This is a genomic window from Paenibacillus sp. FSL L8-0340, from assembly GCF_038593145.1.
Classification (GTDB): Bacteria; Bacillota; Bacilli; order Paenibacillales; family Paenibacillaceae; genus Paenibacillus_AQ.
This window is the reverse complement of the sequence record NZ_CP151967.1, coordinates 4,487,349-4,501,127: the sequence shown is the minus strand read 5'-3', so window position 1 is coordinate 4,501,127 and position 13,779 is coordinate 4,487,349. Positions and strand designations below refer to the sequence as shown.

The following is a 13,779-nucleotide window of genomic DNA, read 5'->3' as shown; positions in this document are numbered from 1 at the left end:
GGAAAGGAAATTGACAGAAACAGCTAAAGTAACAGTAATAGGCGCCGGTCTTGCCGGCAGTGAGGCCGCATGGCAGATCGCTTCGAGCGGAGTGCCGGTCAGACTATATGAAATGAGACCTGTTGTAAAGACGCCTGCGCATCACACGGATCAGTTCGCTGAACTGGTATGCAGCAACTCCCTGCGTGCAAATGGTCTTGGTAATGCCGTCGGTGTATTAAAGGAAGAAATGCGGCGCTTGAATTCACTTGTCCTGGGTGCCGCAGACCGGCATGCCGTTCCTGCCGGCGGCGCGCTCGCCGTAGACCGGGACGGATTTTCGGGTGAGATTACTTCGACGCTGCACAATCATCCTTTGGTGGAAGTCATAAATGAAGAACTTACGCATATACCGGAGGAAGGGATTGTTGTCATCGCGACCGGTCCGCTGACTTCTCCGGCTTTGTCTGCTGAGATTAAAGCGCTGCTCGGTGAAGAATATTTCTACTTCTATGACGCTGCAGCGCCGATTGTGGAGAAAGACACCATCGACATGAGCAAGGTGTATTTGGCCTCCCGTTATGACAAAGGGGAAGCAGCCTATCTAAACTGTCCGATGACGGAAGAGGAATTTGATGTTTTTTATGATGCGCTGATCTCGGCCGAGACCGCAGCACTTAAAGATTTTGAGAAAGAGATTTACTTTGAAGGCTGTATGCCGATTGAAATCATGATGAAGCGTGGCAAGCAAACGGCATTGTTCGGTCCAATGAAGCCGGTAGGGCTCATGAATCCCCACACTGGGAAATTGCCTTATGCAGTAGTGCAGCTGCGTCAGGATAATGCTGCCGGTACACTGTACAACCTGGTTGGATTCCAGACCCATCTTAAATGGGGGGAGCAGAAACGTGTTTTCTCACTGATCCCGGGTCTTGAGAATGCAGAATATGTTCGTTATGGCGTAATGCACCGCAATACTTTTATTAATTCTCCAAAACTGCTGCATCCCACATATCAGATGAAAGGCAAAGAAAGATTATTTTTTGCCGGACAGATGACGGGTGTCGAAGGTTATGTGGAATCGGCTGCTTCCGGAATGATCGCCGGAATCAACGCGGCCAGAGCTGCGCTTGGCGAGGAAGGCCTGATCTTTCCGGAGGACAGTGTACTGGGCAGCATGCCTGCTTACATTACTTCTGCAGATCCAGAGCATTTCCAGCCAATGAATGCCAACTTTGGCCTGCTTCCTAAGCTTGAGAAGAAAATCCGCAGTAAGAAGGAAAAAAATGAATTTCTGGCTCAGCGTGCACTGGACAGTATTGCCGATTTCGCTGCACGTACAGGACTTCCCTACACAGAACCGGAGATCACTGAACCAAACCCGTCATAAACTATGGTGTGTTAAGCCGTTCTTTTGCAATGGCATCTCACAAAACTTTTAGGAGGTTGCAAAATCATGTTACCCAGCTTTCATGCGACTACAATTTGTGCGGTTAGACATAATGGCCATTCGGCAATAGCCGGCGATGGTCAGGTTACTTTTGGAGAAAGTGTCATCATGAAGACGACGGCTAAAAAAGTCCGCCGCCTGTACAGAGGACAAGTAATCGCTGGCTTTGCGGGTTCCGTTGCCGATGCGATTACTTTATTCGAGAAGTTTGAAGGCAAGCTGGAGGAGCATCACGGCAATCTGCAGCGGGCAGCTGTGGAACTGGCCAAAGATTGGCGCCAGGACCGAATTCTGCGCAAGCTGGAAGCCTTAATGATTGTGATGGATAAAGAGGGAATGCTGCTGATCTCCGGTAATGGTGAAATCATTGAACCGGATGATGATGTGTTGGCTATTGGCTCCGGAGGCAACTTTGCACTGGCGTCAGGACGTGCGCTGAAGCGCCATGCTCCAAATTTAGAAGCTGCCGAAATTGCCAGGGAAGCACTGCAAATCGCTTCCGAGATTTGTGTATATACGAATTCCAATATTATTGTTGAACAATTATAGGCACGGCGCCGCAGAAAGAGGGAGGAAGTCATAATGGGTAATCAATCGCTTACACCGCGTCAAATCGTAGCAGAGCTCGATAAATATATCGTTGGCCAGAAGCAGGCAAAAAAATCGGTGGCAGTTGCACTGCGTAACCGTTACCGCCGTAGTTTGCTTGCTGAAGAGCTGCGGGATGAAGTTGTTCCAAAAAACATTCTGATGATCGGTCCTACTGGGGTAGGGAAGACTGAGATCGCCCGCCGGCTCGCCAAGCTTGTAAATGCCCCGTTCATCAAAGTAGAGGCTACCAAGTTTACCGAGGTTGGTTATGTGGGGCGCGATGTGGAATCCATGGTCCGTGATTTGGTGGAGACCTCCATCCGTATGGTTAAGCTTGAGCGGACAGAAAAGGTGAAAGACCGGGCTGAAGAGCTGGCAAATGAGCGGATTGTCTCAATTCTTGTACCCTCTACTTCCAAGAACAAGTCACAGCGGAATCCCTTCGAAATGATTTTCGGCGGCAATAACGCAAGCTCCGAAGACACAAAGGAAGAGCCCGAGGATGGTTCACTCAGCGAACGCCGGCGTGGGGTCAAATTCAAACTGCTGGCAGGGCAGCTGGAAGATGACATCATAGAAATCGACGTGGAGGATACCGCTCCTACGATGCTGGACATGTTTGCCGGGCAAGGCAATGACCAGATGGGAATGAACATGCAGGAAATGTTCGGCAGTCTACTGCCCAAGCGGACCAAAAAACGCAAGCTGCCGATCAAGGAAGCACGCAAAGTGCTGATTCAGGATGAAGCAGCGAAGCTGATTGACATGGATGACGTCATTCAGGAATCCGTGTCCCGTGCCGAGCAGTCCGGCATTATTTTTATCGATGAAATTGATAAGGTTGCCAGCCAGGGCAAAGGTTCTGGACCCGATGTTTCCCGTGAAGGGGTGCAACGTGATATATTGCCTATCGTCGAAGGATCTACGGTGATGACTAAATACGGACCTGTGAAGACGGATTATGTTCTGTTTATGGCAGCGGGAGCCTTTCATATTGCGAAGCCTTCCGACCTTATCCCTGAGCTTCAGGGGCGTTTCCCGATCCGTGTGGAGCTGAGCAGTCTTACCCTGGAGGATTTCGTCTCCATATTGACTGAACCGGAGAATGCGCTGACCAAACAATATGTTAATTTGCTCAAGACGGAAAATATTGAAATTCAGTTCCAGCCGGAAGCGATCCAGGAAATCGCAAAAATTGCAGCCTCTGTGAACCAGAACATGGAAAATATAGGTGCGCGTCGTTTGCATACCATTCTCGAGAAACTGCTGGAAGACCTATCTTTTGAAGCTCCTGAATTAACTCTCGAAACAATGGTAATCACTCCGGAATATGTTCGTGAAAAACTGTCGGAAATCGCACAGGACCGCGATTTAAGCCAGTATATCCTCTAATCCGACAGCCTTCGAAATTACTTCAAATTAGGTATATGGAAGTAGTGACATGACAAAAGTCGGTGAAAATCAACCTTTTTATGTCACTAAATGCTAAATAAAGTTAGATATTGGAACGAAAAAGGTAAAAAATTGAAAAACCATGCTTTAAGCCCTCTCTTTTCAGAAAAGATAGGGCTTATTTCTTATTGTAATAATATACAATTTCTAAGAGAATCAATGTATATGAGATTGACATTTTAAATCTTCATCGACAGCTTTCGACCTGCGCGCTAGGATTAAAAGTTAAAAATTTAGCTTTATTTGTCGAAAGTAGCAGGATTTCGGAAGAAGTTGTGGAATTCTTTTCATTATGATAGCTTTGGAAGGGGGGGATTTGCATGGGTTTGCTAAACAATGTCAGTTTTCAAAGACTACAGGCAGGCATTGATGCCGCCAATAAACGACAAAGTGTTTTGGCCAACAATGTGGCAAATAACGACACACCGAATTTCAAACGCTCCGACGTTTCTTTTGAAAGTTTGCTTAGGCAACAGGAAAGTGGGCTGAAGTCAACGCTTAACGCGAAGATATCGGATTCCCGCCATTTCCAATTCGGATCGGCTACAGCCGTTCCGTCAGCAGTAGTCACTACCGACCACACCACCTCGATGAACAACAATGATAATAATGTGGATATGGAACGCGAGATGGCGTTAAGCGCCGAGAATCAGCTTCGGTACAACTCTTATGTACATCTGTTAAACAGTGATATCACTAAAATGCGCACAGCAGTTGAGGGGAGGTAGCAAATAGTGAATTTTGGGAGCAGTTTTGGAATAAGCGCTTCAGCTTTAACCGCTCAGCGGTTGCGGATGGATGTAATATCCTCTAATATTGCTAACGCTGAAACAACCAGAGCCTCTGTAGTGGACGGCAAAGCCGTACCTTACCGGAGAAAGCTGGTAGTGCTGGAAACAGCCGAGAACAAAAGCTTTTCCAACATATTGAATGCAAAGATGAATGGTGAAAGCGAAGGGGTTAAGGTACAGTCAATTATTGATGATGCCTCACCTATGAAGCCGGTATATAACCCCAGCCATCCTGATGCGAATGCCGAAGGTTATGTGTATATGCCTAACGTAGATGTCACGAAGGAAATGGTGGATATGCTGTCTTCCTACCGTTCCTATGAAGCTAATGTTACGATGCTGAACGCGTCCAAGGCTATGGTAAGTAAAGCGCTTGAAATTGGACGGTAATTTTGAAATGACATCTTAGGAGGAAAACAGTTGATACAGAATTTAACTATCGGAAGCCAAGCTGTTCAACCGCTTGCTATGAAGCCAGTAGCTACAGAGTCAGAAGCGGTTAGCGGTTCCAAGCAAAGCTTTGGTTCTTATCTGCAGGATGCACTTAATCAAGTGGCAGAGCAAGAGCAATATTCCAAGGAAATGAATAATAAATTCGTATTGGGAGAAGTCAACATTGATGAGGCTTTGATTTCTTCCCAGCAGGCATTGCTGAGTTTGCAGCTGACTACACAAGTCCGGAACAAAGTGATCGAAGCCTATCAGGAAATTATGAGAACTCAAATCTAAATAATCCTTAGCTTAGTTTCGGATGGGGTGACACTGTGAATGAACGATTGGCCCAGTACCGGGAGAAAATCACCCAGTATTGGAACAGATTTAGCGCTAAACAGAAGATTTTATTTTTTTCTACATTGTTTATTATTATTTTAATAATCGTAGTTTTGACCATGAGGCTTTCGAAAACGGAATATGAAGTAGCATTTCGAGATCTGGACAGCACAGACTCCGCTGGAGTCATGACTTACCTGGATACAAAAGGAGTTTCATACCGGTTAAGTCCAGATGGACACAGCATATCCGTACCAAGCACAGAAGCCGCTCGCATTAAAGTGGATATTGGCTCGCAGGGAATCGTGCAGGGAGGTTCCATCGGATATAAAGTGTTTGACGAATCTTCGTCGATGATCGGTACGACGGACAGTGAGTTTGATGTTAAATACAACAATGCTTTAAATGGTGAAGTGGAACAGCTGATGAGACGGATGCAGGGAATCAAGGATGCTAAGGTGCTGATTAATTTGCCCAAAGAGACGGTCTTTGCCGCTCAAGAGGGTCAGGAGCAGGCTTCGGCTTCCGTTGTACTTTCCTTTGATCCAGGATTTAGACCCTCACAGGACAATATTGACGGTTATTTCAACCTTGTAAAAACTGCTGTGCCGAATTTGCCGATTGACAACATCACGATTGCAAATAACGAGATCGAGTTGATGCCGACAGCTAAAGGCGGACAGGCAGGAGTTACCAACCAAGTTGAAGAAAACTTTGCTCTTCAAAAGAAATTTGAAGAAGAAGTTAAGAAAAATGTGAAACAGTTCCTAACTACGCTCACAGGACCAGATAAAGTCGATGTCCTTGTCTTCTCTAAGTTGAATTTTGACAAAGAGAACCGGAAAGAAGATCTTGTTACTCCGGTAGATACAGAGAATATGAAAGGGATTGAAATCAGTTCGCAGATTATCAGCAATTCCTATTCGGGGCAAGGAAATACTACCGGAGGCGTTGCGGGTACGGGCTCAGAAGATGTCTCAGGTTATCCATCTGGAACTAATACAGGCACTTCTACATCTGAAGAATCATCAGAGACCCGGAACTTCGAAGTGAACCGGATCACCAAGGATATTATCGCTAGCCCGTATACTGTAAAAGATTTAACCATAAATGTTGCGGTTGAACCACCTACAGGAAAAAATATTTTGGATGACACTACTTCAGCAGCAATTAAGAATATTCTGACCAATATTGTAAGAGCTACTCTAGCAGATTCAGGAGTCACTTATACAGACGCAGATTTGACCAAAAAAGTTTCGGTATTCTCGCAACAATTTGGAGATACAGCTGCTGATTCAGGGTCGGGCGGACTTGCTACGTGGATGATTTGGGCCATTGCCGCGGCAGCATTGCTGGTCGGCGCAGGCGGGGGATACTTCATTTACCGCAGCCGCAAGAAGACAGAAGAAGAAGAAGTGGAAGAAGACATTCCGCTGCAGGTTCCTACCGAGTTTCCTTCTATTAACTTGGAGAGCGTGACGAATGAAAGTCAGGTTCGCAAGCAGTTGGAAAGTCTGGCGAAGAAAAAGCCGGATGAATTCGTAAACTTGTTGCGTACATGGCTTGCAGACGAACAGAGGTGAACTAATGGCAAAAGCTAGCCAGCAGGGTCTCAGCGGCCGTCAAAAAGCGGCGATCCTGCTTATCACACTAGGCCCTGAGGTATCGGCACAAATATTCAAACATCTAAGAGACGAGGAGATTGAACAGTTGACTCTGGAGATAGCCAATGTCCGTAAGGTAGACAGCGGCGAGAAAGAGTCAATCATGTCCGAGTTTCACCAAATATGCCTCGCTCAGGAATATATTTCTCAAGGCGGTATTAACTACGCCAAGGAGATTCTGGAGAAAGCGCTTGGTTCAACCAAGGCTATGGAGGTCATTAACCGCCTGACGGCAACGCTGCAAGTCAGACCTTTTGATTTTGCACGCAAAGCTGATCCGCATCAAATATTAAACTTTATCCAGAATGAAAATGTACAAACCATTGCCCTTGTATTATCTTATCTGCAGTTTGAGCAGGCAGCTTCCATTCTTTCTTCGTTGCCACAAGAGAAGCAGGCTGAAGTTGCGAGAAGAATCGCGATTATGGATAGTACTTCACCAGAGGTCGTTACGCAAATCGAACGCGTGCTGGAGCAGAAGCTTTCTGCAACAGTAACGCAGGATTATACGAATGCAGGCGGTATCGAATCTATCGTACAGATCCTGAACGGTGTTGACCGGGGGACAGAACGTACGATTCTGGATTCCCTGGAAATACAGGATCCGGAGCTGGCCGAAGAGATCAAAAAACGGATGTTCGTGTTCGAAGATATTGTCAATGTGGACAATCGTTCCATCCAGCGCATTATCAAAGATATCGAGAATACGGATTTACAGCTTGCACTCAAAGTGGCCAGCGAAGAAGTGCGCGATGTTATTTTCCGCAACATGTCCAAACGGATGGCCGAAAGCTTCCGCGAGGAAATGGAATATATGGGTCCGGTGCGGTTGCGTGATGTTGAGGAAGCACAGACCCGCATTGTAGGCACGATCCGCAGACTCGAAGAGTCAGGTGAGATTATCATCGCCCGTGGTGGAGGAGATGACATCATTGTCTAAGCTGATTAAACATTCTCAATATGTTCCTGTAGATGTGCTTAAACGGCTGGAACAAGCCAGGCAGCATGCAGGGCTTGTTGAAGAACCGGCTCACGAAGAAACAGCAGCAGCAGGAGAGGTTCAATATCAGGACCCGGCCCGTGAAGAGGCAGAGCAAGCACGCAAGCAAATGCTGAAGGACGCTCAGGAGTTCGCTGAAGGACAGGTCCGGAACGCATCGCAGGAAGCAGAGAATATTGTGGAATCGGCACGGAATGAAGCTGAGGAATGGTGGAGACAGCGCAGGGAGCAGGATGAGCACCTTATAGAAGCTATCAAGGCCGAGGCGTTTCAGCAAGGGTATCAGGAAGGCGTCACACAGGCTGAACAGGATATGGTGCAGAAGCTTGCGGAGATGATGGAGGAAGCACGTAATGTTCTTCAAGAAGCATACCGCGGTAGAGACGTCATTATTCAGGAGGCTGAACCTTTCCTGGTGGAACTTAGCTGCAGTATCGCCGAGAAAATTGTGGACAAGCAGCTGACGGTTGAACCGCAGTTCGCACTGGATCTGATCCGCAAGAATCTGGCCCGCAAACGCGAGCAGGGACTTATCTCCCTCTGCGTTTCACCTGCACAGTTCGCTTTCGTCAATGCGGCCAGGGAAGAATTGGCACTGGCGGTGGATTCGCAGGCCGAACTACAAATCCTGCCTGATTCCACAGTTAAGGATCTTGGCTGTGTGATCCGCTCTTCCTTCGGCAGCATTGATGCACGAATCGACACTCAGCTTGCAGAAATTAAGAAAGAGCTGGTTCGAATCGCATTAGACACCGAGGAGCACAGAAATGGGGAAGGCGATGCTTGACAGTGGGCGATATAAAGAACAGCTGCGTAATTTCGATCCTGTAAGAATTAACGGGAAGGTTACCCAGGTGATCGGGCTGATGGTTGAGTCAGAAGGACCGGATGCCAGCATCGGTGATGTCTGTTACATCTATCCTTCAAAAGGCAATAAGCCGCTGCAAGCTGAGGTTGTAGGCTTCCGCGATAATAAAGTGCTGCTGATGCCTCTTGGAGAATTGCAGGCGATAGGTCCCGGTTGTGATGTTGTAGGTACAGGCAAACCGCTGAGCGTTCAGGTTGGTTCCGAACTGCTTGGCAAGGTGCTCGATGGATTGGGCCAGCCGCTTGACGGCTCACTGATTCCGGCCCGGATGCCGCATAGCTCTACCTTCAATATTCCGTCCAATCCGCTGAATCGTCCCCGGGTACATGAGCCTATCAGTATTGGCGTCCGGGCGATCGACGGTCTGCTTACGATCGGCAAAGGTCAGCGGGTAGGGATTTTTGCAGGGTCCGGCGTCGGTAAGAGTACTCTAATGGGCATGATCGCCCGCAATACTTCGGCGGACGTGAATGTGATTGCCCTTATCGGTGAACGGGGCAGGGAAGTGCTGGATTTCATTGAACGTGATTTAGGGCCGGAAGGACTGCAGCGCTCGGTAGTTATTGTTGCCACATCCGACCAGCCGGCACTCATCCGGATCAAAGGTGCACTGATCGCCACAACGATTGCTGAATATTTCCGCGACCGGGGACTGAATGTGATGCTGATGATGGATTCGGTAACACGTTACGCTATGGCACAGCGCGAAGTAGGGCTGGCGGTAGGCGAACCTCCTGCAATGAGAGGTTACACCCCTTCCGTATTTGCCAGTCTGCCCAAGCTGCTGGAACGGGCGGGAACAGGGCCAACGGGTTCCATTACCGCTTTTTACACAGTGCTGGTTGACGGTGACGATATGAATGAACCCATTGCCGATGCTGTGCGGGGTATACTCGACGGACATATTGTGCTCAACCGGAATATCGCCAATAAAGGCCACTTTCCTGCAATTGATGTACTGGCCAGCATCAGTCGTGTAATGAAGGATATTGCTCCCGAGGAGCAAATTGACGCGGCCGAGAATGTAAAACGACTTATGGCGGTATATAAGGATTCAGAGGACTTGATCAATATCGGTGCCTATCAGAGAGGCTCCAATGCCCAGATTGATGAGTCGATGCATTATATAGACAGCATCTGGGATTTCACGAAACAGAAAGTTAACGAAAAAGTGACGCTGGCCGAGGTTCAACAATCATTAATTTCACAGTTCTCGAGGAGTTGATCAGCAGTGAGGTTCCATTATACTTTTCAAAAAGTTGTGGACTTGAAAGGCAACGAAAAAACACAGGCAGAGTGGATGCTTTCAAGTGCGCTCGGAGAATTGCAAGCCCAGGAAAAAAGTCTTGATGAATTAATCTCTCAGCGCAGCACACTGATGCTGTCCCTGCAAAGTGCAGCCGAACAAAAGACACCGATGGCCAAGATTCGAGAGATGCAGGATTACATGGATTATCTGGATACCTGTATCACCCGCAAGCATTTGGATATCCGCCGGGCTCATGTAGAGGTGCAGCATAAGCAGGATCATCTCAGCACCAAGGTCCTTGACGAGAAGGTCTGGCTGAAAGCCAAAGACAAGGCTCAAACTATATTTCAGCAGAATATGATTTTACGGGAACAAAACGAACTGGATGAGATGGCTACCGTCCGCTTCGCGATGAAATCCCTCTAACCCGGGAGGTTTCCGCTAGTGGCTAACAATGATATGGAATTTGAAAATGAAGAGTCAGCAGGTAAATTCGAGCGGTTTTTGTTCTTAATGATTCCGATCATATTCACTCTCGTACTGCTTGGTGTGTTGTTGACTCTATTTAATATGGATATCCGCAACAACGTGCTGGCAATCGGAAACAAGATCCCTTTTATCGAAAAGGTGATTCCTGATCCTCCCGCCGAACCGGGGAGCGAGACTGCCGCTGATCCTGAAGCGCAAAGCGAAGAGCAGGAGGCAAGTTCGGAAACAACGATCAAAAAACTTAAGGCCCAGGTTGCTGAGCAGTCCAAACAGCTGCAGCAGGTGACCGAAGAAAAAACGACTCAGCAAACACAGGTTCAGGCGCTCCAAAAGCAGATTGACGGTATGAAGGAAGAAGCTGCAGCTGCGGAGGTTGCTCCTGAGGAGACGGAAGATCCGTATGAAGTGAAGGTTGCTGAATTAGCCAAGCTGTATGCGGGCATGAAAGCCTCCAAGGCAGCTCCGATTATGGAAAATTTAACTACCGAAGAAATGGTTCAAGTTTTCAGCGCCATGAGTAAAGCCAGCAAAACAGCGATTCTGGAAAAAATGGATCCTAAAAAGGCTGCAGATGTCTCGATTAAGCTAAAAGAAACGACGGATTCTACCGATATGGCTATTGCAGCCCTTCAATCGAGGTTGAAGCAGAATGAGGCTAGTGTGGCCACAACAACTTCAAGCGCTAATCTCAATAAGGACAAGCTCAGCCAGACATTCACATCCATGCCTGCGACAGAAGCGGCAACCTTGCTTGGTTCCATGTACAGTATTAGCCCTGATAAGGTGATTACGATATTGAACACGGTGAGTGACAGTGTAAGATCCTCAATCTTAGGCGAGATGACGAAGAAAAATAGCACTCAAACTGCCAAAATTGTAAATCGGCTGATGGGTGGTAAATAACACTTGAAAGGAGGTGAAAAATAATGAGTTTAGTCGTTCCATCACTTTCTGGCGGTAACCTGACAACATCGGCAGGAACTTCTTCTGCTGCAGCCGGAGCAGCTTCAGCCCTTGGTGGAGCAACTGCTGCAAATGGAACAACAACGGCAATGCCTTTTGCCCAGACTCTAGTTCAGAGTATGACTGGAGGAATTGCAAAGGAAACAGAGACGCCTTTACTGGGCAACCTGGCTTCATTGCTGCAGGGTTTGCTGAATAGCGCAAGCCCGACGGGGGAAGAAGCTGGTCAATCGCTGGGCGGTAAGGATGCAGAAAGTTCCGGGAGCTCTAAGCAGCTGGAAGGGCTTTTGCAGGATATTGAGAAGCTGGATGACAACATCAGCGCTGACCCTGCTTTGCTCACTGCCCTGCAAGGCTGGCTGATTCAGGTATCGGCACTGCTGTCCGGCAGTAACAACCCTGCTGAGACTGTTGCAGCAAACATGGACATCGACCCTGCATCGGGCTTATCTCCGCTTGCCCAGAATTCAGAGACTGTGCGTTTTGTTGTTCAGGATGACCTTACTAGTCTAGTGAATCTGATTCAGCAGTCGTCCGTTACCGGGAATGAAAAAAATGCGGCCGAGGGTATTGAGCTGTTGAACGAGTTCACGGTCATTATGGCCCAAGCTGCTGTTTCTGAGAGTAAACTTAAGTCAAAACCAGTTGTCCATGCGGAGTCATCAGCCCTAGAGAATAACGGTAGTGCTATAGAGTTAACTCGGGCAGAAACTTCTGTACAGGACAATAAAGCCAAAACGGTAGAGGCAACGATCCTTAGCAATACTCCTGCTGTGACATTGAAACAACAGGCAATGGCTGAGAATAACAAGCCTGTATATCATTTTGAAGCTAAGGCACCTGTACCAACTGTCGGCATTGCTGCCGCCACAACTGCCGCTAACGTTGAGAGCGCAGAGCCGCTTACGCCTGTAACAAATACGGGTGCTGCTGCGGCAGAGGTGATCACAACACCGGCCTCCAAGACTGGAGCGGAGATTAAACCATCCGGAATCTTAGAAGAAGCTTTGCCCGAGATCAATGGGACTGCAGATGAGAACAATGTCGTGACTGCAGGACAATTGTCGCTTAGAGGCGGTATCACAGCGCCGCTGAAGGCAGCGACAGTCCAAGTGCCCGTTCATCAATTTGCTCAAGAAATGGACAAAATGATCACGGGGAAACTTGAAATTCTAAAAAAAGGCGGGGTAGCTGAAGCTACAATTACGCTTTTTCCGGAAAATTTGGGACAAGTAGATGTTAAGATTACGATGCAAAACGGCAATTTGATTGCCCAGTTCTTGACTGAGCATTCCGGAGCCAAAGATATGCTTGAGCAGCAGATGAGTCAATTGCGCAGCGCATTGCAGTCTCAAGGACTTCAGGTCGAGAAATTGGAAGTTTCGCAGAATTCAGCGCTTCTTTCCCAGTTCAACGGGCAGCAGGGACGTCAATCGGCTTCCGGAGGGCAACAGCAGGATGGTCGCTCCAAGGAACGTCGTGAGGAAATTGCTGATGCGGTGCTTGCTGCAGAGCTTAATGGGGAATGGAAGGATTGGGTAGCAAACGGCCAGGAGGATATCCGTAACGAAGGCGGAGGCTTTTCAGCCAAAGCTTAATATTTTGAAAAAAGTGAGGTGAAATGAAATGGAATCAACGACTCCGATAACGACTACCAAAGATCAATGGAATTATGTAGTTCCTGACAGCAGCAAGAAAACAACAGGGAGCTCCGTCCTGGGCAAGGATCAGTTCTTGAAAATCCTCATGACTCAATTGCAGAATCAGGATCCCACGCAGCCTATGGAGGATAAAGAATTTATCGCCCAGATGGCTCAATTCTCATCAGTAGAGCAACTTATGAATATTTCGACCCAAATGACGGCTATGAGTCAGTCGCTTGGTTCGGTCTCCGGATTGATCGGCAAGGATGTCACCTGGACTGATACGGAAACCAAACTTCCAAAGACAGGAAATGTGGAATCCATCGTTGTCAATAAGGGTGTGCAATATGCAGTTGTAGGCACCGAGCGAATTGCCTTAACTGACATTACACAAATCCAGAATGCAGCATCTAAAGTGGAAACTGTGAGCGATAAGACTCAAGACGGCGCCGGGGAGAGCGGGGGGACAATATGAGCGACAGGTTGACTATAGGACAACTGTATCCCTCAAGTGTACATCCTCAGGCTCTACAGCGACAGCAGGCAGCAAAGAATACGGTCAAAACAGAAGCTTCATTTGAAAGTGTGCTTCAGCGGAATTTACTGAAATTCAGCAATCATGCCGCGAAACGACTGGAGCAACGGGGGATTGAACTTGGAACCCGTCAATTGGATGAGATCTCTTCGGCAGTGGATAAAGCTGCAGCCAAGGGTAGCAAAGAATCCTTGATATTAATGAAGGATATGGCTCTAATTGTCAGTGTGCCTAACCGTACTGTAGTCACAGCTATGGATGGAAGCTCTATGAAGGACAATGTGTTCACACAAATTGATAGTGCAGTTATTATCTCATAAACCGGCCGGTCCTA

At 47.7% G+C, this 13,779-nt stretch carries 15 protein-coding genes; all 15 read left to right on the top strand.

What is annotated here, in order from left to right:
• Positions 1-10: 10 nt before the first annotated feature.
• The 15 genes from trmFO to NST07_RS20095 all read left to right on the top strand — a co-directional run bounded on the left by trmFO (position 11) and on the right by NST07_RS20095 (position 13,765).
• Positions 11-1,369, top strand: a complete 1,359-nt coding sequence (gene trmFO / locus NST07_RS20165; RefSeq protein ID WP_341094002.1) for an FADH(2)-oxidizing methylenetetrahydrofolate--tRNA-(uracil(54)-C(5))-methyltransferase TrmFO — start codon at positions 11-13, stop codon at positions 1,367-1,369.
• A gap of 66 nt (positions 1,370-1,435) precedes the next feature.
• Positions 1,436-1,978, top strand: a complete 543-nt coding sequence (gene hslV / locus NST07_RS20160; RefSeq protein WP_341094001.1) for an ATP-dependent protease subunit HslV — start codon at positions 1,436-1,438, stop codon at positions 1,976-1,978.
• Positions 1,979-2,011: 33 nt separating this feature from the next.
• A complete protein-coding gene (gene hslU / locus NST07_RS20155; RefSeq protein ID WP_341094000.1) occupies positions 2,012-3,412 on the top strand; it encodes an ATP-dependent protease ATPase subunit HslU in 1,401 nt (466 codons plus the stop codon).
• A gap of 380 nt (positions 3,413-3,792) precedes the next feature.
• Positions 3,793-4,200 carry a flagellar basal body rod protein FlgB gene (flgB, locus tag NST07_RS20150; RefSeq protein WP_076110108.1) on the top strand — a complete coding sequence of 136 codons (408 nt, stop codon included), beginning with the start codon at positions 3,793-3,795 and terminating at the stop codon, positions 4,198-4,200.
• Positions 4,201-4,206: 6 nt separating this feature from the next.
• Entirely contained in the window at positions 4,207-4,653 is a 447-nt protein-coding gene (gene flgC, locus NST07_RS20145; protein ID WP_341093999.1) for a flagellar basal body rod protein FlgC, read from the top strand.
• Between the two features lie 30 nt (positions 4,654-4,683).
• Positions 4,684-4,992 carry a flagellar hook-basal body complex protein FliE gene (fliE, locus tag NST07_RS20140; RefSeq protein ID WP_341093998.1) on the top strand — a complete coding sequence of 103 codons (309 nt, stop codon included), beginning with the start codon at positions 4,684-4,686 and terminating at the stop codon, positions 4,990-4,992.
• Between the two features lie 35 nt (positions 4,993-5,027).
• A complete protein-coding gene (gene fliF, locus NST07_RS20135; RefSeq protein ID WP_341093996.1) occupies positions 5,028-6,617 on the top strand; it encodes a flagellar basal-body MS-ring/collar protein FliF in 1,590 nt (529 codons plus the stop codon).
• Positions 6,618-6,621: 4 nt separating this feature from the next.
• Positions 6,622-7,638 (top strand): flagellar motor switch protein FliG, encoded by a 1,017-nt coding sequence (gene fliG / locus NST07_RS20130; RefSeq protein WP_341093995.1) that lies wholly within the window; start codon positions 6,622-6,624, stop codon positions 7,636-7,638.
• A complete protein-coding gene (locus tag NST07_RS20125; RefSeq protein WP_341093994.1) occupies positions 7,631-8,485 on the top strand; it encodes a FliH/SctL family protein in 855 nt (284 codons plus the stop codon). The genes fliG and NST07_RS20125 overlap by 8 nt, the downstream gene beginning before the upstream one ends.
• Entirely contained in the window at positions 8,466-9,791 is a 1,326-nt protein-coding gene (fliI, locus tag NST07_RS20120; protein WP_231578293.1) for a flagellar protein export ATPase FliI, read from the top strand. The genes NST07_RS20125 and fliI overlap by 20 nt, the downstream gene beginning before the upstream one ends.
• Before the next feature lie 6 nt (positions 9,792-9,797).
• A complete protein-coding gene (gene fliJ, locus NST07_RS20115; protein ID WP_341093992.1) occupies positions 9,798-10,241 on the top strand; it encodes a flagellar export protein FliJ in 444 nt (147 codons plus the stop codon).
• An 18-nt stretch (positions 10,242-10,259) separates the two neighbouring features.
• Entirely contained in the window at positions 10,260-11,207 is a 948-nt protein-coding gene (locus NST07_RS20110; protein ID WP_341093991.1) for a kinesin, read from the top strand.
• Between the two features lie 23 nt (positions 11,208-11,230).
• Positions 11,231-12,865: a flagellar hook-length control protein FliK gene (locus NST07_RS20105; RefSeq protein ID WP_342479994.1), complete on the top strand. Its 1,635-nt coding sequence runs from the start codon at positions 11,231-11,233 to the stop codon at positions 12,863-12,865.
• A 28-nt stretch (positions 12,866-12,893) separates the two neighbouring features.
• Positions 12,894-13,385 (top strand): flagellar hook assembly protein FlgD, encoded by a 492-nt coding sequence (gene flgD / locus NST07_RS20100; RefSeq protein ID WP_341093989.1) that lies wholly within the window; start codon positions 12,894-12,896, stop codon positions 13,383-13,385.
• Positions 13,382-13,765 carry a TIGR02530 family flagellar biosynthesis protein gene (locus tag NST07_RS20095; RefSeq protein ID WP_076110103.1) on the top strand — a complete coding sequence of 128 codons (384 nt, stop codon included), beginning with the start codon at positions 13,382-13,384 and terminating at the stop codon, positions 13,763-13,765. The genes flgD and NST07_RS20095 overlap by 4 nt, the downstream gene beginning before the upstream one ends.
• The last annotated feature ends 14 nt before the right edge of the window (positions 13,766-13,779 follow it).